The organism is Actinoplanes sp. NPDC048967 (assembly GCF_040649415.1).
Lineage (GTDB): Bacteria > Actinomycetota > Actinomycetes > Mycobacteriales > Micromonosporaceae > Actinoplanes.
On sequence record NZ_JBEZFL010000003.1, the window covers coordinates 663,790 to 683,691 of the forward strand.

General features: G+C 71.2%; 23 protein-coding genes. 12 read left to right on the plus strand and 11 right to left on the minus strand.

Going from position 1 to position 19,902, the window contains the following annotated elements; all coding sequences use genetic code 11:
• Nucleotides 1-59: 59 nt before the first annotated feature.
• From AB0C12_RS15650 to AB0C12_RS15665, 4 genes are all read left to right on the plus strand, one after another.
• Nucleotides 60-983, plus strand: a complete 924-nt coding sequence (locus AB0C12_RS15650; protein ID WP_360548270.1) for a TIGR01777 family oxidoreductase — start codon at nucleotides 60-62, stop codon at nucleotides 981-983.
• Between the two features lie 116 nt (nucleotides 984-1,099).
• Nucleotides 1,100-2,872 (plus strand): DUF2079 domain-containing protein, encoded by a 1,773-nt coding sequence (locus AB0C12_RS15655; RefSeq protein WP_360549036.1) that lies wholly within the window; start codon nucleotides 1,100-1,102, stop codon nucleotides 2,870-2,872.
• An 18-nt stretch (nucleotides 2,873-2,890) separates the two neighbouring features.
• Complete coding sequence (lipB, locus tag AB0C12_RS15660) at nucleotides 2,891-3,520, plus strand: lipoyl(octanoyl) transferase LipB (RefSeq protein WP_360548272.1); 630 nt, start codon at nucleotides 2,891-2,893, stop codon at nucleotides 3,518-3,520.
• Complete coding sequence (locus tag AB0C12_RS15665) at nucleotides 3,517-3,681, plus strand: peptide ABC transporter substrate-binding protein (RefSeq protein WP_360548274.1); 165 nt, start codon at nucleotides 3,517-3,519, stop codon at nucleotides 3,679-3,681. Before lipB ends, AB0C12_RS15665 begins: the two co-directional genes overlap by 4 nt.
• A gap of 45 nt (nucleotides 3,682-3,726) precedes the next feature.
• On the opposite strand, the gene aspS is transcribed toward AB0C12_RS15665, so the two are convergent.
• On the minus strand, nucleotides 3,727-4,995 hold the full coding sequence (aspS, locus tag AB0C12_RS15670) for an aspartate--tRNA(Asn) ligase (protein WP_360548276.1): 1,269 nt from the start codon (nucleotides 4,993-4,995) through the stop codon (nucleotides 3,727-3,729).
• A 379-nt stretch (nucleotides 4,996-5,374) separates the two neighbouring features.
• Here aspS and lipA point away from each other — a divergent pair, with 379 nt between their 5' ends.
• The 3 genes from lipA to AB0C12_RS15685 all read left to right on the plus strand — a co-directional run bounded on the left by lipA (nucleotide 5,375) and on the right by AB0C12_RS15685 (nucleotide 7,501).
• Nucleotides 5,375-6,271, plus strand: coding sequence for a lipoyl synthase (gene lipA / locus AB0C12_RS15675; protein ID WP_212990404.1), 897 nt, complete (start codon nucleotides 5,375-5,377; stop codon nucleotides 6,269-6,271).
• Between the two features lie 76 nt (nucleotides 6,272-6,347).
• Nucleotides 6,348-6,842 carry a SigE family RNA polymerase sigma factor gene (locus AB0C12_RS15680; RefSeq protein ID WP_360548278.1) on the plus strand — a complete coding sequence of 165 codons (495 nt, stop codon included), beginning with the start codon at nucleotides 6,348-6,350 and terminating at the stop codon, nucleotides 6,840-6,842.
• The gene (locus AB0C12_RS15685; RefSeq protein WP_360548280.1) at nucleotides 6,839-7,501 is read left to right on the plus strand and encodes a hypothetical protein; all 663 of its coding nucleotides are present in this window, start codon (nucleotides 6,839-6,841) and stop codon (nucleotides 7,499-7,501) included. Before AB0C12_RS15680 ends, AB0C12_RS15685 begins: the two co-directional genes overlap by 4 nt.
• 129 nt (nucleotides 7,502-7,630) lie before the next feature.
• On the opposite strand, the gene AB0C12_RS15690 is transcribed toward AB0C12_RS15685, so the two are convergent.
• The 4 genes from AB0C12_RS15690 to AB0C12_RS15705 all read right to left on the minus strand — a co-directional run bounded on the left by AB0C12_RS15690 (nucleotide 7,631) and on the right by AB0C12_RS15705 (nucleotide 11,579).
• Nucleotides 7,631-7,897 (minus strand): hypothetical protein, encoded by a 267-nt coding sequence (locus AB0C12_RS15690; RefSeq protein WP_360548282.1) that lies wholly within the window; start codon nucleotides 7,895-7,897, stop codon nucleotides 7,631-7,633.
• Nucleotides 7,898-8,008: 111 nt separating this feature from the next.
• A complete protein-coding gene (locus tag AB0C12_RS15695; RefSeq protein ID WP_360548284.1) occupies nucleotides 8,009-8,248 on the minus strand; it encodes a site-specific integrase in 240 nt (79 codons plus the stop codon).
• A 236-nt stretch (nucleotides 8,249-8,484) separates the two neighbouring features.
• The gene (locus AB0C12_RS15700) at nucleotides 8,485-11,343 is read right to left on the minus strand and encodes an AAA family ATPase (RefSeq protein WP_360548286.1); all 2,859 of its coding nucleotides are present in this window, start codon (nucleotides 11,341-11,343) and stop codon (nucleotides 8,485-8,487) included.
• Nucleotides 11,344-11,402: 59 nt separating this feature from the next.
• Nucleotides 11,403-11,579 carry a hypothetical protein gene (locus AB0C12_RS15705; protein ID WP_360548288.1) on the minus strand — a complete coding sequence of 59 codons (177 nt, stop codon included), beginning with the start codon at nucleotides 11,577-11,579 and terminating at the stop codon, nucleotides 11,403-11,405.
• Between the two features lie 157 nt (nucleotides 11,580-11,736).
• On the opposite strand from AB0C12_RS15705, the gene AB0C12_RS15710 reads away from it, so the two are divergent.
• From AB0C12_RS15710 to AB0C12_RS15720, 3 genes are read left to right on the plus strand one after another with little or no spacing between them, the layout of a single operon-like run.
• The gene (locus AB0C12_RS15710) at nucleotides 11,737-12,429 is read left to right on the plus strand and encodes a DUF4191 domain-containing protein (protein ID WP_360548290.1); all 693 of its coding nucleotides are present in this window, start codon (nucleotides 11,737-11,739) and stop codon (nucleotides 12,427-12,429) included.
• Between the two features lie 50 nt (nucleotides 12,430-12,479).
• The gene (locus tag AB0C12_RS15715; RefSeq protein WP_360548292.1) at nucleotides 12,480-12,995 is read left to right on the plus strand and encodes an AAA family ATPase; all 516 of its coding nucleotides are present in this window, start codon (nucleotides 12,480-12,482) and stop codon (nucleotides 12,993-12,995) included.
• A gap of 6 nt (nucleotides 12,996-13,001) precedes the next feature.
• Complete coding sequence (locus tag AB0C12_RS15720) at nucleotides 13,002-13,178, plus strand: hypothetical protein (protein WP_360548294.1); 177 nt, start codon at nucleotides 13,002-13,004, stop codon at nucleotides 13,176-13,178.
• 113 nt (nucleotides 13,179-13,291) lie between these two features.
• On the opposite strand, the gene AB0C12_RS15725 is transcribed toward AB0C12_RS15720, so the two are convergent.
• The gene (locus AB0C12_RS15725; protein WP_360548296.1) at nucleotides 13,292-13,879 is read right to left on the minus strand and encodes a hypothetical protein; all 588 of its coding nucleotides are present in this window, start codon (nucleotides 13,877-13,879) and stop codon (nucleotides 13,292-13,294) included.
• 52 nt (nucleotides 13,880-13,931) lie between these two features.
• A complete protein-coding gene (locus tag AB0C12_RS15730; RefSeq protein WP_360548298.1) occupies nucleotides 13,932-15,644 on the minus strand; it encodes a phospholipid carrier-dependent glycosyltransferase in 1,713 nt (570 codons plus the stop codon).
• 123 nt (nucleotides 15,645-15,767) lie between these two features.
• On the opposite strand from AB0C12_RS15730, the gene AB0C12_RS15735 reads away from it, so the two are divergent.
• Nucleotides 15,768-16,514: an FkbM family methyltransferase gene (locus AB0C12_RS15735; RefSeq protein WP_360548299.1), complete on the plus strand. Its 747-nt coding sequence runs from the start codon at nucleotides 15,768-15,770 to the stop codon at nucleotides 16,512-16,514.
• A 28-nt stretch (nucleotides 16,515-16,542) separates the two neighbouring features.
• On the opposite strand, the gene AB0C12_RS15740 is transcribed toward AB0C12_RS15735, so the two are convergent.
• The 3 genes from AB0C12_RS15740 to AB0C12_RS15750 form a co-directional block, all read right to left on the minus strand.
• Nucleotides 16,543-17,124, minus strand: a complete 582-nt coding sequence (locus AB0C12_RS15740; protein ID WP_360548301.1) for a dihydrofolate reductase family protein — start codon at nucleotides 17,122-17,124, stop codon at nucleotides 16,543-16,545.
• 66 nt (nucleotides 17,125-17,190) lie between these two features.
• Nucleotides 17,191-18,030 carry a helix-turn-helix domain-containing protein gene (locus tag AB0C12_RS15745; RefSeq protein ID WP_360548303.1) on the minus strand — a complete coding sequence of 280 codons (840 nt, stop codon included), beginning with the start codon at nucleotides 18,028-18,030 and terminating at the stop codon, nucleotides 17,191-17,193.
• 300 nt (nucleotides 18,031-18,330) lie between these two features.
• A complete protein-coding gene (locus AB0C12_RS15750; protein WP_360548305.1) occupies nucleotides 18,331-18,567 on the minus strand; it encodes a hypothetical protein in 237 nt (78 codons plus the stop codon).
• Between the two features lie 44 nt (nucleotides 18,568-18,611).
• On the opposite strand from AB0C12_RS15750, the gene AB0C12_RS15755 reads away from it, so the two are divergent.
• Nucleotides 18,612-19,139: a hypothetical protein gene (locus tag AB0C12_RS15755; protein ID WP_360548307.1), complete on the plus strand. Its 528-nt coding sequence runs from the start codon at nucleotides 18,612-18,614 to the stop codon at nucleotides 19,137-19,139.
• A gap of 236 nt (nucleotides 19,140-19,375) precedes the next feature.
• On the opposite strand, the gene AB0C12_RS15760 is transcribed toward AB0C12_RS15755, so the two are convergent.
• Nucleotides 19,376-19,902, minus strand: a 527-nt coding sequence (locus AB0C12_RS15760; protein WP_360548309.1) for a tetratricopeptide repeat protein, incomplete at its 5' end; no start/stop codon positions are given.

Genomic DNA, 19,902 nt, shown 5'->3' on the forward strand with positions numbered 1-19,902 from the left:
GGGCGCTTCGGCGCCCCTTCTTTGTTTTGAGCGGGTTCAACTTCGGGAATGATGGAGATATGCGGATTCTCCTGGCCGGCGCGTCCGGTTTCCTCGGCACCCGGCTCGCCGAGCGGCTGCGCGCCGCCGGCCACGACATCACCCGGCTCGTCCGGCACCCCGCCCAGGCCGCCGACGAGGCCACCTGGAAGCCGTCCTCCGGCCAGCTCGACCAGGCCGTGGTCGCGGGCGCCGACGCGGTGATCAACCTGGCCGGCGCCGGCGTCGGCGACAAGCGCTGGAACGCCCGGTACAAGAGCCTGATCCGCAGCAGCCGGGTGGACACGGCCGGCACGATCGCCCACGCGATCAAGAACCTGCCGGCCGCCGACCGTCCCCGCGTGCTGCTCCAGTCGTCCGCCGTCGGCTGGTACGGCGACACCGGCGACCGCCCGGTCACCGAGGAGGCCCCGGCGGGCACCGGTTTCCTGGCCGACGTGTGCCGGGTCTGGGAGGCCGCGGCTCGTCCCGCCGAGGACGCCGGCACCCGGGTGGCCCTGCTGCGCACCGGGCTCCCACTGGATGAGAACGGCGGACTGCTGAAACCTCAGATGTTGCCGTTCCGGATGGGCGCCGGCGCCAAGCTCGGCGGCGGCAAGCAGTGGGTCCCGTGGATCGGTCTGGCCGACTGGCTCGGCGCCGTCGACTTCCTGCTCGAGCGCGACGAGCTGGCCGGCCCGGTCAACCTGGTCGGGCCCGAGCCGGTCACCAACGCCACATTTACCCAGGTCCTCGCCAAGGTGCTGCACCGGCCCGCGGTGCTGCAGGTGCCGGGGATCGCCCTCCAGGTCGCCCTGGGCGAGTTCGCCCACGAGGCGCTGCGCAGTCAGCGGGTGCTGCCGGGGGTGCTGAAGAAGGCCGGCTTCACCTTCACCCAGCCGACCCTGGAGGCGGCGCTGCGGGCGGCAGTGGATCAGGAATCGAGTACGGCGGGCCGGCCGTAGCGCCGAATCTTGCTAACCTGCGCCTGGTGTCCGTCGTCGCCGCAGCCCCGTCCGAGCCCGCCGATCCGCCGGTCGAGTCCCCGACCCGCCGAGGCGGCCGTTCCTGGCGCCCGCATCTGATCGTCGCCGTGGTCGCCCTGGCGCTCGCCGTCTGGGTGACCAACGGGCTGTGGCGGGACCCGGCCGGGCACGTCATCGCGAAGAACGCCGGTGACCAGGCGTTCTTCGAGTGGTTGCTGGGCTACGGCGTCTACCTCCTGGGCCACGGCGCGGACCCGTTCTTCACCGACCTGATGAACACCCCGGTCGGCGTGAACCTGGCCGCCAACACCTCCATCACCGTCTACATCGTGCTGTTCTCGCCGCTGACCATTCTGGCCGGTCCCGAGATCAGCTTCGCGACGATCCTCACCCTGAATCTCGCCGCCGCGGCGTTCACCTGGTACCTGTTCCTGCGCCGCTATCTGGTGCGGCGAGCGGCCGCCGCGGCTCTGGGCGGATTGTTCTGCGGCTTCGCGCCCGGCTTCATCTCGCACGCCAACGGCCACCTCAACTGGACCGCCGGCTGGATCCCGCCGCTGGTGCTGTGGTGGGTGCTCAAGCTGCCCGAGCCGCGCCGCTGGCTGCGCCACGGCCTGATCCTCGGCGTCCTGGTGGCGATCGGCTTCTCCATCGCCGCCGAGGGTTTGTTCTTCACCGCGCTCGCCACCGGGGTGTTCCTGGTGACGCGGTCGCTGATGCCGCACTGCCGGGCCGCGGCCCGCGCCGCGCTGCCGACCGTGCTCGCCGGGCTGGGAGTGACGGCGGTCGTCGCCGGGATCCTGCTGGCGTACCCGCTGTACATGCACTTCGCCGGGCCGCAGACCTTCAAGGGCACCGGTTTCAACCAGGCCCACTACGCCGAGGACATCGGGGCGTACCTGGGCTACCCGACCCGGTCGCTGGCCGGCTGGCTGGGGCTGGGCAGTGACCTGGCGCCGAACCCGACCGAGGAGACGTCGTTCTTCGGCCTGCCGCTGATGGTGCTGGCCGTGGCGTGCCTGGTGACGCTGCGCCGGCACGCGCGCCCGGGCCGGTTCGAGACCCTCATCGGGCTCTACGCGGTGGGTGCCGTCTTCCTGCTGCTGTCCCTGGGGCCACAGCTCAAGTTCTTCGGGGACTCCACCGAGATCAAGCTGCCGTACGCGGCCCTGCTCGACCTGCCGCTCTTCGACTCGGCCCTGCCCGGCCGCTTCGCCCTGGTGGTGGCCTGCGTGATCGGCGTCCTGCTGGCCCTGACCGCCGACCGCCTGCTGACCGAGCCGATGCCCTCGGTACGCGAGCACACGCAGTGGGCGGCCGCCTTCGCCATCGCGCTGGTGCCGCTGTTCCCGATGCCGGTGCTGACCGGCGACCGCGCACCCGAGCCCGCGTTCATCGCCGACGGCCTCTGGAAGCAGTACGTGAGCGACGGCGGGGTGCTGACCGCGCTGCCGTTCGCGACCACCGACACCGCGGACGGGCAGCGCTGGCAGGCGTACACGATGGCCCGCGGCGGCAAGCAGTTCCGGATGCCGGACGGTTACTTCCTCGGCCCCGGCGGCCCGGAGGGCGTCGGGCAGATCGGCGCCAGCCCCCGGCAGACCGACTGGAAGTTCCTGCGCGCCGCCCTGTACGGCGAGATGGTCCCGATCGGCGACTACGACCGCGAGCAGACCCGTAACGACCTGGCCTACTGGAAGGTCGAGGCGGTGTTCCTGGCGCCGCAGGTGACCGGCTCACAGGGCCCGGTGTTCCGGGCCGCGCTGGAGATGACGGCCATCGACCTGTTCGGCGAGCCGGAACGCGTCGGCGGCGTCCTGCTGTGGCGCATCCGGCCGGGCATCGACCCGGTGGCCCGCGGAAACTGACGGACTAGGCTTGACCGCGTGACGACTTCTACGTTGCGGGTGCTGCGTCCCGGGCTGGTCGACTACCGCGAGGCCTGGGAGACCCAGCGCCGGCTGCACGACGCCGTGGTGGCCGGCACCCAGCCGGACACCATCCTGCTGCTCGAGCACCCCAGCGTCTTCACCGCGGGCAAGCGCACCGAGCCGATGGACCGCCCGATGGACGGCACCCCGGTGGTCGACGTCGACCGCGGCGGCAAGATCACCTGGCACGGCCCGGGCCAGCTCGTCGGCTACCCAATCGTCAAGCTGGCCGACCCGATCGACGTGGTGGCCTACGTCCGCCGCGTCGAGCAGCTGCTCATCGACGTGTGCGCCGAGTTCGGCGTCACCACCGACCGGGTCGAGGGCCGCAGCGGCGCCTGGGTCCGCGCCGACGACCGCGGTCCCGACCGCAAGATCGCCGCGATCGGCATCCGGGTGGCCCGCGGGGTCACCCAGCACGGCTTCGCCATCAACGGCGACTGCGACCTGAGCAACTTCGACCGCTTCGTGCCGTGCGGCATCCGCGACGCGGGCGTGACGTCGCTGAGCGCGGAGCTGGGCCGGCCGGTGACGGTCGACGACCTGCTGCCGGTCGTCGAACGCCACCTGCCGGCGCTGCTGTGAGCCTCTACCGCGACCCGCGTGACAAGCGGGTCTTCGTGCCCAAACCGGGCGGCGGGGTGGTGCTGAACTTCAGCCACCCGATCGCCTGGTGGATCGTGATCTGCATGACGATCGTCCCGCTGATCATCGTGACGGGCATGACGATCGCCGTCCTCGTCTGACCTCGCCCCGGCCCTTCCCGGGCCCGGATCGCTCGGCCGGCCTGGTCACGGTGTGACCCGGTGCAGGTCGCGGGGAAAGGCCGTGACCTCGCGGACGTTCGCGGCGCCGGTCAGCCGGGCCACGAAACGTTCCAGGCCGATCGCGAAGCCGCCGTGCGGTGGCATCCCGTACCGGAAAGCGTCGAGGTAGCCCCGGTAGGCCTCCACCGGCTCCCCCCGCGCGGCCAGCGCGGCCTCGTAGTCGGCCCAGCGGTGCAGCCGCTGGCCGCCGGTGACCAGCTCGAGCCCGCGGAACAGCAGGTCGAAGCTGTTCGACCAGACCGGGTCGGACGGCTGCGGATGGGTGTAGAACGGCCGCTTGCGCATCGGATAGCCGGTCACGAAGACGAACTCCGACCCGTGCTCACGCAGCGCCCACTCCCCCAGCGCCCGCTCGTGCGCCGGGGCCAGGTCCGGCTCGTCGGCCGGCGCCCCCGCGATCCGCAATGCCTCCGCGAAGTGCAGCGCCGGGATCTCCGCCGGCACCTTCGGCACGGCGGCCCCGGTCCGCTCGGCCACCGTGGCGGTCATCGTCGCCACCACCTCGGTGAGCACGGCCATCACGTCGCGGTGGTCGGCGATGAAGCCCAGCTCGGCGTCCAGCGACGTGTACTGCGCCAGGTGCCGGGCCGTGTCGTGCGGCTCGGCCCGGAACACCGGCCCGACCTCGTAGACCCGCTCGAACACCCCGACCATCAGCTGCTTGTAGAACTGCGGCGACTGGGCCAGGTAGGCGGGCCGGCCGAAATAGTCGAGCGCGAACACGTTCGCCCCGGATTCCGTCGCCGACGCGACGATCTTGGGTGTGTGGACCTCGACGAAGCGCCGCTGCTCCAGCGCGGCCCGGAAGCCCGCGGTCGCCGCGGCCGCGATCCGCAGGGCGCCGGCCCGGCCCGGGTGCCGCAGCGACAGAGCGGCATGGTCGAGCTGGGTGGGCAGGGTCGCGGTCAGTGCGGGCCGGTGCAGATCAAAAGGCAACGGTACGGACACAGCGTTCAGGATCCGCGGCAGAGCGGGAGCGGTGAGCTCGACTCCCGCCGGCGCGGCCGGGTTGGCGGTGACCGTGCCGGTCAGCTCGATCACGGACTCCTCGCCCAGCGTCTCGATCAGGGCCCGGACCCCGGGCTCGGTGACGACGACCTGGGTGAGCCCGGCGGCGTCCCGGATTATCAGGAACGCCACCGACTTGAGCAGCCGGCGGCGGTGGACCCAGCCGGCGACCGTGACGGTCTCGCCGGTGTGCCGGGCCAGTTCGGTGGAGAGGATGCGTTGCACGGCTTTACCTCCTCGGTGACTGCAACGCGGCCCCAGGGAGGTGTGGGCGAGCGGGATCCTCGCGGTGCCACCACACCTTCACGCCTTGCTCAGGCGCCTCTTGTCGTGCGCGGCTCGGGAGTGTCTTCACGCCCCGGCACCGGGCCACCTTCACAGCTGGTGGTGGCTCTCTCGGCCGGTGGGATCGGGGCGCTACTCGGTTCCGTCGTCACCGTGGACGGGACCTTAACAGCGCCCGGACGACCGGCAAACCGGGTTTCCCCGGCAGGCGTGAGAGCACTCACAGAAACTGCTGTGTGAGCCTCACCGCCCCCGCAACGGTTGATCTTGCTTTCGGCGTAACCTCAGCCTTGTGACTATTGCTCCCGAGGGCCGCCGCATGCTGCGCATCGAGGCGCGCAACGCCGAAACTCCCATCGAGCGCAAGCCGCCGTGGATCAAAGTCAAAGCCAAGATGGGCCCGGAATACACGCACATGCGTGGTCTGGTGCAAAAAGAGGGCCTGCACACGGTCTGCCAGGAGGCCGGCTGCCCCAACATCTACGAATGTTGGGAGGACCGCGAGGCGACCTTCCTCATCGGCGGTGACCAGTGCACCCGCCGCTGCGACTTCTGCCAGATCGACACCGGCAAGCCGGCCGAGTTCGACGCCGACGAGCCGCGCCGGGTGGGCGAGTCCGTCGCCACCATGGGCCTGAAGTACGCGACCGTCACCGGTGTGGCCCGTGACGACCTCCCCGACGGCGGCGCCTGGCTCTACGCGGAGACCGTCCGCCAGATCCACAAGCTCCAGCCCGGCTGCGGCGTCGAGCTGCTGATCCCCGACTTCAACGCGGAGCCCGACCAGCTCGCCGAGGTCTTCGGCGCGGCTCCCGAGGTCCTCGCGCACAACGTCGAGACGGTCCCCCGCATCTTCAAGCGCATCCGCCCCGGCTTCCGCTACGAGCGCTCCCTCGACGTGATCACCCAGGCCCGCGCGGCCGGGCTGGTCACCAAGAGCAACCTGATCCTGGGCATGGGCGAGGAGCGCGCCGAGGTCTCCCAGGCCCTGCGCGACCTGCACGCGGCCGGCTGCGAGCTGATCACCATCACGCAGTATCTGCGGCCCACCCCCCGCCACCACCCGGTGGAGCGCTGGGTGAAGCCGGAGGAGTTCGTCGAGCTGAACGCGGAGGCCGAGGAGATCGGCTTCGCGGGCGTGATGAGCGGCCCCCTGGTCCGCTCGTCGTACCGTGCCGGCCGGCTCTACCAGCAGGCCCTCGCCGCCCGCGGCTGAGCCACCCCGCCGCTCGTGCAGCGGATGCGCAGCCTCGATGCGTCTCTCCTGGTGAGGCGCATCGAGGAGGTCACAGGTGGGGTTCGAGGAGTACGTGAGCGAGCAGGGCCGGTCCCTGCTCCGGCTGGCGTACGTGCTGACCGGTGACGCCCACCGGGCCGAGGACCTGACCCAGACCGCGCTCGCGGACGCGTACCGGCACTGGCGCAAGGTGGCGGCCGCCCGCGAACCCGACGCGTACGTGCGGCGGATGCTGGTCAACGCCCACCTGAGCTGGCACCGGCGGCGTTCCTCGACCGAGCGGCCGACCGACCTGGCCGGCTGGGAGCCACCGAGCGCGGGCGACCCCGCCGACGAGGTGGCGGCCCGCGACCAGCTGCGCCACGTGCTCGCCACCCTCGCTCCCCGCGCCCGGACCGCACTCGTCCTGCGCTACTACGCCGACCTGGACGACGCCGGCATCGCCGAGGCGATGGGGGTGACCGTCAGCGCCGTCCGGGCAACCACCTCCCGGGCCCTGGCGACCCTGCGCGGCAGTGACGTCGCAGCCGCCCTCAAGGAGACGTCATGACCGACCAGCTGGAACGCGAGCTACGGCTGCTGTTCGCCGAGGACGCCGACCGGGCGCCCGAGCCCGTCGCCCTCACCACCGGGGCACGCCGACGGGTCCGGCAGGCCCGCCGCTCCCGGATCGCCTGGGGCGCCGGAGCACTGGTGGCCGCCTCCATGGCGGCCGTCGTCAGCGCGGGCGCCCTGACCGACCCGCCGCCGACCGAACGCACCGCCGCACTCCCGCCGGCCACCTCGGCGGCTCCCCAGCGGACCGGCGCAATCCCCGACGAGGCGAACGGCTCCTGCGCCTTCTCCTATTCACCGCGCGAAGTGGCCCGCCGCGCGTTCACCTTCGACGGCACCGTGACCGCCATCGGACCGGGCCGTTCCGACCGCCCCGACAGCGTCCTCGCCCACGTGGGCGTCACCTTCACCGTGAACGAATGGTTCACCGGCGGCTCCGGCCGGACCGTCACCGTCGACATGTCCCCACCCTTCGGTGGCCGGGTCACAATGGGCTACGGGCCACCGACGTACGGGATCGGCACCCGCCTGCTGGTCAGCGGCGAACACCGTTGGGGCGGCAAGACCATGGCTGACGCCATCGCCTGGGGTTGCCAGTTCACCCGCTACTACGACCCGGCCACCGCGGACAGCTGGCGAGAAGCGACGCGCTGACGGGTCAGCGGTTCCTGAGCCGGCGCAGGGTGGCGCCGGTCGCCTGCTTGAAGAGGTATTCGGCGCGCTCATCGGACAGCGGCAGTGCTATGTCGGCGCGCTCCCGCAGCCGGTCCAGGCCCGGGCCACTCAGCTCCTCCGTCCGGCCCCGATCTCCGGCCGCCGTTCGAGCCCAGCCGCCAAGTCCACGGACCGCGCGAAGGGCGCACAATGGGCGAAATCCTCGGACCGCGCGAAATCCGCGGACAGCGCGGACAGCGCGGACAGCGCGGACAGCGCGGACAGCGCGGACAGCGCGGACAGCGCGGACAGCGCGGACAGCGCGGACAGCGCGGACAACGCGGACAACGCGGACAACGCGGACAGCGCGGAATCGTCGGTTGCGGAATCGGCCAAGGCCGCGGAATGCCTGGCCTCCGCGGCCGGCGCAAGGCCACCCACGGCACCGACCGCATGGCCCGGCGCCTGCCCAGCGCCCGGACCGACACGGGAGCTGTCGCGGAGTGCTCACCTGCTGAAGGAGCGAATCGCCGCCACGTGCCGGTTCCAGGTCCGGGATGCCGCGTCGCCCCAGGCGACCGTGCACGCCTGGCTGACCTGCTCCGCAGTCAGCGACGCCAGCGACAACCCGGCACGCACAGCTCGGCAGAGCCGGCTCAGCGTCTGGCCGTAGGACCGCACCGTCGCCGCGTCCCGATCATCGCGCGCCAGAAACCCGGCCACCGCTTCGCCGACCGCGCGGCCCATCGACTCCGCCGCGGCAAGCCCCCGTGACCGACGCCGGCTCCGCCTCGAAGGCAGCCGCGACGGCGAGCAGCCAGCGCGCCGACAGCCGGTCCGGCGCCCGCGACGTGTCGGGGGCGCCGGCGACCTGCGGGCGATGAACAGCGGCGTCGCGGGCTCCCTGACCCTGGCGGTCGGTGCGACCACCGCGCTGCTGTGGGTCTCCGGCGTCGCGGCTCGGCTGGCCCGGCGCTGAGTCGTCAGTCGTCGAGCAGTCCCAGGCGGTGCGCGACCGCGGCGGCCTCGCCGCGGCTCGCCACCGCCAGCTTCGCGATGATCCGGGAGACGTGCACGCTGGCCGTCTTCGGCGAGATGTAGAGCTGCTTGGCGATGCCGCTGTTGCTGAGCCCCTCGGCCACCAGCCGCAGCACCTCGCGTTCCCGGTCGGTCAGTGTCTCCGTACCCGTGACGGCCGGATGGGCCGCCGAGCGCAGGCCGATCCGGCGGGCCAGGGTGTCCGCGGCCTCCGCCAACGGCCCAGCGCCCAGCGCACCCGCCACCGCGGCCACCTCCTCGACCGCTTCCGCGGCGCCCGGACGGTCGCCGGCCCCGGCCGCGGCAGTGGCCAGCCCCAGCAGCGCCACCGCCAGCGGATAGCGCTGCCCGTCGACCCGCCACGCGGCCACCGCCTCGCGCCACAGCTCCGGCCGGCCGGTCAGCGTGGCGGCGAGCTGTGCCGCGTACGCGCGGTCGCTCGGATACCGCTGCGGCATCGCCCCGGCGAGTTGCCTGATCCGGGCGGCCAGCTGGTCGTCGGCCGACTCACCGGCGGCCGTGGCCGCGACGGCGAGCAGGGGCCAGCCGTAGCGGGGGCGGTCGGCGAGCGTCGGCTCCTCCACCGCCGCCCGGGCCGCGGTGAGCGCCGCCGCCGGGTCGCCGGTGTGCCGGGCGAGCGAGATGCGCAGCTCCAGCAGGGACAGCTTGTTCTCCCGGTGCAGGAACTGGCGCCCGAGGAACGCGATGGCCCGGTGGGCCAGCGGCTCGGCGCCCTCGTGCCCGCGGGCCAGCCGCAGCGCGGTCCGCAGCCGCATCCACGGCAGCGCCAGCGTGCCGGGCGGATCGAGGCGCGCGGCCTCGGCGCACCGGGCGTCGGCCTCGTCCCAGCGGCCCAGGGCCATCAGCGCCTCGGCGTGGTTGGCCAGCAGGAACACCCCGGTGGTGCGGTGCACCCCGACCCGGTCCGCGTACGGCACGCCCTCGGCCGCCGTGGCCGCGGACTCCTCGTAGCGGCCCAGCTCGAACAGGGTGTCGGAGACGTTGACCAGCGCGCGGGCCAGGTTGGGCAGGTCACCGGTCTCGCGGGCGCGTACCGCGGCGGCCTGCATCGCGGGCAGCGCCTCCACGGCCGACAACCGGCCGCCGCACACCTGGCCGTACGTGATGGTCGCGGACACCTGCGCGGACACGTCGCCGACCTCGCGGGCGGCGGCCATGGCCTCTTCGGCGACCCGGCCGGCCTCTTCGTCGTCGACCCCGCCGAGCGCGTACGCGACGTCGGCGATCAACGTGACCCGTTCCTGCGACGGTGGCGCCGCGCGGAGCAGGCGGTACGCCTCCCGGGCCTCCGCCGCGCCGTCGCTGGTGCCCGCGTTGTAGAGCAGCTTGCTGCGGCGCACGAGCAGCCGGGCCGCGCGCAGCGGCTCCGCCTCGACGTCCAGGTCGGCCAGCGCCGCCTTGGTCAGCTTGAGCGCGCGCTGGTGGTCGCCGGCGTCGATGGCCACCAGGCCCGTCTCCTCGAGCAGGTCGAGGTGGCTGGCGCCGAGCAGCTGCGCCGCCTCGGGGACCTGCTCCCACAGCTCCAGAACCCGCTCCAGCAGCCGGGCCTGCTCCGCGTACGCGTACCGCCGGCCGGCCGCCTGCGCCGCGCGCCGAGCCGCGGTCAGGGCCTTGGGGTGGTCGTGGGCCGCGTACCAGTGGTGGGCGATCTCCGCCGGGGCCCGGCCCATCGCGACCAGCTGCGGCTCCGCCTCGACCGCCTCGGCGTAGCGGGCGTGCAGCCGGGCGTGCTCGCCCGGCAGCAGGTCGTCGTGGACGGCCTCGCGCACCAGCGCGTGCCGGAACTCGTAGCCGCCGTCGGCGTCGAAGACGATCAGCTGGGCCGCCACGACGGCCCGCAGCGCCGACTCCAGGTCGGCCTCGTCGATGCCGGCGACCCGGCTGAGCAGCTCGTGACCGAACTCGGTGCCGCCGACCGCGGCCACCCGCAGCACCCGCTGGGCGGCGTCGCTGAGCTGGTCGACCCGGGCCAGCAGCAGGTCGCGCAGGCTGTGCGGGATGTCGCAGCAGGTCGGGTCGGCGGACGCGGCGAACTGCTCGATGAAGAACGGGTTGCCCTGGGCGCGCTCGTGGACGGCGTCGACCGTGCGCGGCTCCGGCTCGGCGCCGAGCAGGTGGGCCAGCATCTCGGCGGTGCCGTCGCGGTCGAGGCGGTCCAGGTCGGCGCGTTGCACGCCGCGGACCCGGTCCAGCTCGGCCAGGAACGGCCGCAGCGGATGGCCGCGGTGCAGTTCATCAGTACGGTACGTGGCCAGCAGCAGGACGTGCGGCAGCCGGGCCGAGCGGATCAGGAAGCCGATCAGGTCCCGGGTCGAGCGGTCCGCCCAGTGCAGGTCCTCGATGACCAGCACCAGCGGCTGCCGTTCGGCGAGCCGGTCGAACAGGGCTGCGACCAGCTCGAACAGGTAGCCACGGCGGGCCTCGCCGACGGCGTCCGGTGGCGGCGGGCCCAGCTCGGGCAGCAGCCGCGCGAAGTCCTGCTCGCGCCCGTCGAGCACCTCGGGGCCGTCGGTGTGCACCAGCCGGCGCAGCGCGGCCGCGAACGGCGCGAAGGGCAGGCCCTCCTCGCCGAGCTCCAGGCACTGACCGGTGAGCACCCGGGCGCCCTCCGCGGTGGCCACCCGGCAGAACTCCTCCACCAGGCGGGTCTTGCCGACGCCCGCCTCGCCGCCGACCAGCACGGTCGACGGCTCGGCGTTGCGGGTGCGCTTCAGAGCGTCGCGCAGCACGGCGAGATCGGCCTCCCGGCCGACCAGGAACTCACTGCTGGCTTGCGCCGTCACGCCGTCGAGCATGTCATGCCACGGACCCGGCGCGCCTGCCCCGAATAGCACAGTCATGGCTACGCGGACGCCCGCCCGTGCGGCGGCCGGCGGGTGGGCCAATGCCACCGGGAGCGCCGGTGCCGGCCCGCGGCGACCTCGTGGGCGAGGTGGTCGGCGGCGGCGGCGCGGCGCCACTCCCGGGACTGCTGACGGTGGAGGTCGAGCTGGAATTCGGGGTCACTGAGCGGGAACATCACAACTCCTCGCGATCGGTCGTCCTTGCTGTCCTCGACTCTTCGCGGGAAGGTGCCGCCCCCGCATGGGGAAGGTCCCTCATATTCGTGGCCCGGGTGCCTCAGCTGAGGGTCCTGGGCGACTAAGGCACCAGGTCGGCCACTACACTTTCGGGTTATGGCAAAACCCCAGGAGAAGGTGTCGTTCGTCGAGCGCCTGAAGCAGATCGGCCAGGTGTTCGCGTTCACGGCGCGGCAGGACAAGTGGTTCGTCCCGCTGATCGTCGCGGCGGTGCTGATCCCGCTGGCCGTGACCGTGCTGCTCGTCCTCCTGGGCCTGGGCTGGATCTGGATCCCGATCGGCGTCATGGTCACCCTGCTGGCCGCCCTGATCGTCCTCAACCTGCGGTCGAACACGGCGATGATGAACGCCGCCGAGGGCCAGCCCGGCGCGGCCGCCTCGATCATGGAGAACATGCGCGGCGACTGGCGGGTCCGCCCGGCGGCCAGCTCCACCACCCAGTTCGACATGGTGCACATCGTGATCGGCCGCCCCGGCGTGATCCTGCTGGGCGAGGGCCAGCCGCAGCGCGTCCGCAACCTGATGGGCCAGGAGAAGCGCCGCCTGTCCAAGGTCATCGGCAGCGCCCCGATGTACGACTACATGATCGGCCCCAACGAGGGCGAGCTGTCGATCCGCAAGCTGCGCACGACGGTGATGAAGCTGCCCCGCAACCTGACCGGCAAGGACGTCAACGCCCTGGACAAGCGGCTGGGCGCGCTGATGGCCCGCCCGCAGATGCCCAAGGGCGCGATCCCGAAGAACATGCGCCCGGGCGGCAAGGGCATGCGCCAGCCGCGCCCCCGCTGACCCTGCGCACCGCATCGGATCCGCTGCCGGCCCGCCCGCAGCGGATCCTGGTGGCGGGCACCTCCGGCGCGGGCAAGACCACGCTGGCGGCCCGGATCGCCGCCACGCTGAAGATCCCGCACACGGAGATCGACAGTCTGTTCCACGGCCCGGACTGGACGCCCCGGCCGACGTTCGAGGCGGACGTGCACCGGGTCATCGCCGAGCCGGCCTGGGTCGTCGAATGGCAGTACAGCTCGGTGCGCGCCCATCTGGCGGAGCGCGCCGACCTGCTGGTGTGGCTCGATCTGCCCCGGGCTGTGGTGATGCGCCAGATCATCCGCCGCACGGTGATCCGCCGCCTGAGCCGCGAACAGCTCTGGAACGGCAACGTCGAGGCGCCGCTGTGGACGATCCTGACGACGAAGGACCACATCGTGCGCTGGGCCTGGCAGACCCACGGCAAGTCGAAGGCCCAGGTGCTGGCCCTGATGCGCGAACGGCCGGGCCTCGACGTGGTCCGCCTGCGCAGCCGGGACGAGACCGAACGGTGGCTGCGGGGACCGTTGCGCCAGGTCCTACGCTGACGTGTGGTGCTCGCGCTCAACGCCATCGACGAGCGGCAGGCGGTGATCGAGACCGGCGAACGCGAGGAACTGGGCGAGTACCTCGACGCCGTCCTGACCGAGGCGGGTGTCGACGTCACGGCGCTGACGGCCGGGCGAAGCCCGCACCGGTCCGAGCTGACCGACGCCTGGCGCGACTGGTGAGCCGATACTTCTGGTAGCGGCTGCTCCGGTTGAGCGATCCGCCCGGGCGATGCCACGCTGATAGTCCGGTACGGCCGCCATGCACCGCTGGTCATCGCCCGCAGCGTCAGCTCCTAGCAGTACCGGGGTTGACTGTTCGCCGGGTCGGCCGCGACGACGTCGAGCCGCGGGTCGGCAACGAGAGCGTCGACGGCCACCCGCTCGGCACCGATCCCGGCCCAGTGCGGGTCGACGTCACTCGTGAAGCACCAGCCCCGATCAGCCGGCCAGACAAACGCGGGCGGCGCGATGGGCTGTCCGCCGCCGAAGGCCGTCTCCCAGTGATCGATGTTTCGCAGCCGCCCCCGGAACAGGGCGTAGCGCCGATGGGGCAGGTCGACCAGCGATCCTTCGCGCGCCTCCGATGGGAGCGGGATGTCGGAGTAGCCCTCCCAGACGCAGAAGTAGCACTCGTCGGGAGTGGCCGTGAACGGCGCGAGCCGGCGCAACGCCCGGCGTGCCTGCGTGAGGTCCGACGGATGATCGTCAGGGACATCGACGTCGGCCTCCTGCTGACCGGGCCGCGCCGGGTCGGGAATGTAGCGAAGGCGGGCGTACGCCTCGAAGCCCGCCGGCCCGAACGTGATCAGTTGCCGGTCCGGCGCCCCGGACCGGACGAGCCAGCCCGCCGGAGTCACGTCCGGACAGAAACTGAACCTCATCGTCGTGCCGCCCTTCAGAGTGTCGAGCCGTGGAAGTGCCGGATCGGGTCGTTCAGCGGGCCGGGGACACCCGATAGATGAAGATCGAGTGGCCGACCTGGTCGATCCGGACGCCGCGGGCGATCAGCTCGCGGATCTCGGGCTTCGGATTGCTGAGCTGGGTCACCGAGATCGCGAGCAGGCCGCTGACCTCGGACGGCGGCACCTTCAACGGATCCCCGGCGTCGATCCCGTAGTAGCCGGCCATCGCCCGGTTGCGGTGCACCAGCCACACCCGTTCGCCCGGATACCGCTCCTGGAGGCGCCGGGCGAGCCGGTACAGGTCCTGATACCAGTCCACGTTGGACGACCCCAGGCGCAGGTAGGTCTTGGCAGGACCGCCGAAGGCCTCGTTCGAGTACGGCAGGTAGTAGGGGAAGGCGCGTACCGAACTGACGGCGACGAAGGCCACCAGCAGGACCGCGACCGCCTGCACCCACCGCCACCGGACGGCGGTGACAGCAGCGGCCGCCACGGCCAGCAGCACCGGTACGAAGATCGCGTAGCGCACGCCCCAGTCCCGGCTGCCCTGCATGGCCGCGACCAGCAGCACCACCGTCGGCAGTAGAACGTAGAGCGCCGCCGGCCGCAATCGGCGCACCGTCAGCATCGTCACGATGCCGGTCAGCCACAGAGCCAGCATGCCCAGTGGCGTCTTGATCAGCAGCGCGGCCGGCAGGTAGTACCAGCGGTGCCCTGAATACGTGTCGCCCAGCAGGAAGCCGCCCCACGTCTGGTCCTCGAGCCCGAGCTGGATGCGCAGGCCGTCGGCGTAGGCGGGCGGGAACGGCAGCCAGTCGACGAGATGACCGACCGTCCCGTGGATCACCGGCACACCGGGCGGCGCCGTCCAGTGCAGCCGCGGATCAACGATCAGGTACGTGAGCCACACCGTTGCGACCGCCACGACGCCGACACCGATCATGGCGGCTACCGCGGTCAGCAGCCGGGGCACGCGCCGCACGCCCGGCTGGGCGTGCCACGCGGACACGGCGGCCAGCAGCAACAGGACCGGCACCACGACGAGCGTGTTCATCTTCGTGGCCGAAGCCGCGCCGAGGGCCAGCCCGGCCGGGGCCAGATACGCCCACGGATGGCGCCTCATCCGCCAGACCAGCCAGGCGGCGGCCAGCACGAAACCGGCCGCGGGCAGGTCGACCCCGGCCAGCGAACCGTACGTGATCACGTCCGGCGAGAACGCGTACAACGCGAGCGCCAGCAGACCACCGCCCGGTCCGGTGATGTCGCGGGCGAACGCGAAAACCATCAGCCCGAACAGCAGCGTCAGCACGATCGTCGGCAGCCGGGCGTACCAGAGAATGCGCTGAGCCCCGTTGCCGTGCTCGTAGAGCACGTCCGTCCCGGCCTGATATTGATTCTTGTCCGGGCCCGCATCGATGCGCGCATCGGCGAAAGCGAGGCCGGCGGCCATCACCAGCTTGGCCAGCGGCGGATGTTCGGGGTTGTAACGCAGCTCGTGATGCCGCAGGTAGACCACCGCCGCGGCGATGTACACACCCTCGTCCGCGGTCTGCGACTGCTGCCGCGCCGCGGTGACCATCACCAAGGCCAGCTGCGCCAGCAGCGCGACAATCCCCAGGGCGACAAGCACTTTCCGGTACGGGTGACGGCGCGGCGGCGGCTGCGACTGCGGCGGCGAGATCCCGCTCGCCGTGCCCCGCTCCCTTGTGCGCTGCCGCGGAATGCGCCACGCCGTCTGCTTCATCTGGGAAAGTCCCACCCGATGACCAGTAGTATTTTCATCGCTTCCGGTAAAGGATGCCGATGGACACCGACAGGCGTAAGCCCCGTGATGTCGGCGGGCTCCGTAAACAGACAGGGTAGTCGCATGGATCCAGTGGCAGAGCCGATGATCACCGTCAAACGACACGGCATCACCAGCCGTTTCGACACGTCACCGTGGCCGCAGGATGCCCCGCCCACCCTCTACAAGCCTTTCTTCACCAACCAGTTCTACGAGCAGAAGTTCCTGGACTACATCCGCACCCTGAACAAGCGCGGGGTGTACGTGGACGCCGGCTCCTGCCTGGGCACCCACACGGTCTGGTTCGGGATGTACTGCCCGTCGACACACGTGCACGCCTTCGACCCCCGCGAGCGCTGCGCCGGCTGGACCCAGATGAACGTCGACGCGAACGACCTCACCAGCAAGGTGACGGTGCACCACGTCGGCCTGGGCAGCGAGCCCGGACAGGCCAAGTCGTTCCTGGACGGGGTCTGGGAGCACTTCGACGTCGTACCGCTGGACAAGGTCGTCCGCGGCAAGGTCGTCGTCCTGAAGATCGACGTGGAGGGCATGGAGGAGCAGGTGCTGAAGGGCGCCCGCCGCATCCTCCGCGGCCACCACCCGATCGTCTTCGCGGAGGCCTTCGGCGAGCCGGAACGCGCCACGATCGAGGCGGCGCTGAAGCCGTACGGCTACCGCCCGACCGGCCGGGTCTTCAACGCCACGCCGACGTATGAGTTCGTCTACGAGCGGTCCCGGCCGAAGGAGCTGCTGTACAGCTTGGGTCGCAAGCTTCCCAAGCCACTGCGCAAGCGCCTGGTCAAGCTGCGGGACAAGCTGCGCGGCTAGACGGGTACGCGGCTTTCGGCGGACCCGGTCAACGGCGCACCTGGTAGCGCAGGTGCAGCACCCGGTCGCCCTGGATCACCACGTCCGGGTCCGCCAGCAGCTGCTGCGCGTCGACCGACCCGAAGAAGCGCTTGCCGGATCCGAAGACGACGGGCACGACGTCCATCCGCACCTCGTCGACCAGGCCCGCGGCCAGCGCCTGGCCACCGACGTCACCGGCGGCGACCTCGACCAGACGGTCCCCCGCGAGCTCCCGCGCCTTGGCCACCGCGGCCTCGACACCGTCGACGAAGTGAAACGGCGCCGCGGGGTCCCAGCCCTCGGGCGGCGGCCGGTGCGTCACGACAACCACGTGGTCGATCCCACTCGGCGGCTTACCGTCCCAGCCGTCCGTCATGTCGAAAACGTGACGACCGGCGATCGTCACCCCGATCTGGTCCCAGTACGCCCGGGTGTAGTCGTAGGAGGACTGCGACACCTTCACGTAGCCGCTCTCGTCCAACGGGACGTCACCGCTGGTCAACCAGTCGAACAGCGGTCCCGGTTGGTCATTCTCGTCGGCGATGAAGCCGTCCACCGACACCGAGCTGTACATGACCACCTTGCCCACAGGGCTCTCCTCTGCTTGGGGATGCCCCCAAATTAGCGGGTCATGGGCAGTCGTTCTTGTAAGAAATCAATCGGCCGGCAGCGGCCAGCTGTCCAGCACGTGCCCGGGATGCTCGCGCATGAACCGCCGCCGAACCTCGAGATATCGGGTCGGCGTGAGCCCGGTGAACGCCCGGAATTCGTGACCGAAGTGAGCCTGATCGAAATAGCCGGCGCTACTGGCAAGGTCGGCCCAGTCGACCGGTTCGGCGGGGTTGATCGAGAACACGGTGGCGGCGAATCGGTGGCTGCGGGCCAACCGTTTCGGCGTGACGCCGACGAGCTCCTTGAACCGCTGGGCCAGGTGGGTGCTGCTGACCCCGGCTTCCACTCCCAGATCGCCGACCGCGACCGCTCCGCGCGCCGCCGCGATGACGCCGATCGTGTGGCGGACCAGCCCGAGCCCGGCGATCTCGTCCAGCCGGCGCATCAGCTCCCGCTCGAGCAGCGTCAGCATCTCGTGCGGTCCGTTCGCCGCAGCCAGCCGGTCGCGCAGCTCGGCCACGGCGGGCCGGCCCCAGACCTGCTCCAACGTCACCGGCCGATCGCACAGCTCGGCCGCGGGCATGGCCAGGAACGGCGCCGGCCCCCACGTCTTGAAGTGCACCCCGACAGACCGGGTCCGGGTCGGGTAGCCGAACTCCAGCGCCCGGGTGGGCATGGTGACCACACAGCCATCGGCGTAGTCGGCCGCCTCGAGATCGGCCCCGGCCCGAATCCGAAACGGCGCGCCGAGGTTGACGACGAGAAACGCCGCCGGACTCGCAGGAAGGATCAGCCGGGCGTACGGCGGCGAGCCCTCCAGGTAGTAGAGGTCGTCGATCAGCCCATCCAGCGGTGGGCGCGGCGCTCGGGACACGTACTCCACGCCCACAGCATGGCATCGCATGCCGCTATGGACCGGCTTCATTCGCCGCTGGCCCCTCCCGCGACACCTCAACCGTCGTGGCTCTTGCCCAATCGCAGTGCACGACGTCGCAGCGGTTGTGACCTGCGCTGATCACCTACAATTGTGGCGACGACATCCCGCACCCGGTCAATCGGATACCCGCCCTCGACCCAGGCCAACGCCAGCCCCGGCTAATACTCCGTTGGCCAATGCAGTGCGAATTCCAGCAGGTCATCCCGCAGCGGCGCCGGGAACCCGTCCGGGACCCGGTCAGCCACCTCAGTTCCCAACCTGCTCGCAGGTGCGTTCCAGCAATGGCAACAACATCATCAAACCGCGGCCGGCGGCCGGCCCGCGCGCCCGCTCGCCGTCGATCACCTGCCAGGACTTGTCCGGCCCGACCGCCAGGACCAGGCCGTAATCACCGATCGTCGTCACCAGCCGCCACACGTCCCCCGTCATGGCCTCATGATCGAAGGTCGGCCAACTCGGCAACAGAAGGCGGTCGTCCGTCACCTGATGTGCGTCGAGTTGGACCCGGCCCACCCTAGGGTTCAGCCATGGCGAAAGCGCTGACTCCTCGCACCATCAGGCTCGGCGTCGCGGGGGCGCTGGTCGGTGCCCTTTCGTGCGGATGCGCCGGTCTGCTTTCTGCGCTCCCCGGTTGCTCGGACCGTAATGAGCGGTTTGCCGCCACGCTCGCGGACCTCCCGATCTTGAGGACACACCCCGATGGCGCGACGTCAGCAGACAGCGAATCGGGCTGCGATATCGACGGCGGGTTCGCCTTCGCGGGCCAGCAATACCGGACTGAGATGAACCGGGAAAGCATCATGTCCTTCTACCGAGCCGCCGCTACCACCGACGGATGGCGGGCAGATGACAATCCGACTCCGGCCCCCTCAACGGGCCCTGGGGTCTCCGCGATCGGCGGCTGCTTCCTCAAGAAGATCGACGGCTCCACGGCAAGGCTCATCATCTGGTTCCCAAGCAACCGAGATGTTCCTGATGCTGCTGACTTCGGAAGGCCTGGGGGCGCGTACGGCATCGACGTGTCCGGCAGATACGACGACGACGGCGAGTGCTGATCGGCGTACGCGAACTGCGGCCATGCCGGCTGCGAGCCGGAAATGACCGCCTCATCTTTAGCGCTGCTACCAATCAGGCGGGTAGTTCGTGTCCGGTGTGGCGTCCCGTCGCGCCAGCTTCGCTCAGTTGGGCCGTCAGTGTGCGTTTGGGCTGTTGGGGTTCGGCATCCCAGAGCGGCTCGACCTTCGAAAGGCTAGCGCCAGCTGGCACCCCTCCACCCACCGCGCCGTCGACGTCACGCCAGCCCGGCCCCGGTAGCTGAACCGCCCTGTTCCCGTTCACGCCGGACCTGATCCAGCACAGCGGTGTCAGACTCCAGATCCGGATGACCGACCTGCCGGTCAAGCTCGACTACTTGCTCCAACTCTATAACAGCCCGATCGACCTCCCCGTCCTGCTCGTAGATCATCGCCATGTTGAAGCGGGTGACCGTCTCCCCCACCCGATCGCCGACCTCCTGCCGGATGGGGAGAGCGTGCTCGAAGTGGAAGAGGGCTTGCTGGTGGTCACCTAGCTCGTAGTAGACCAGGCCGATGTTGTTGAGGGTGGTGGCTTCCCCCGCCCGGTCACCGACCTCGCGCCGGATGGGCAGAGCCTGCTCGAAGTAGGCGACGGCTTGCTGCAGGTCACCCAGCCCGTGGTAGACGCCGCCGATGTTGTTCAGGCTGGTGGCTTCCCCCGCCCGGTCACCGACCTCGCGCCGGATGGGCAGAGCCTGCTCGAAGTAGGCGACGGCTTGCTGCAGGTCACCCAGCCCGTGGT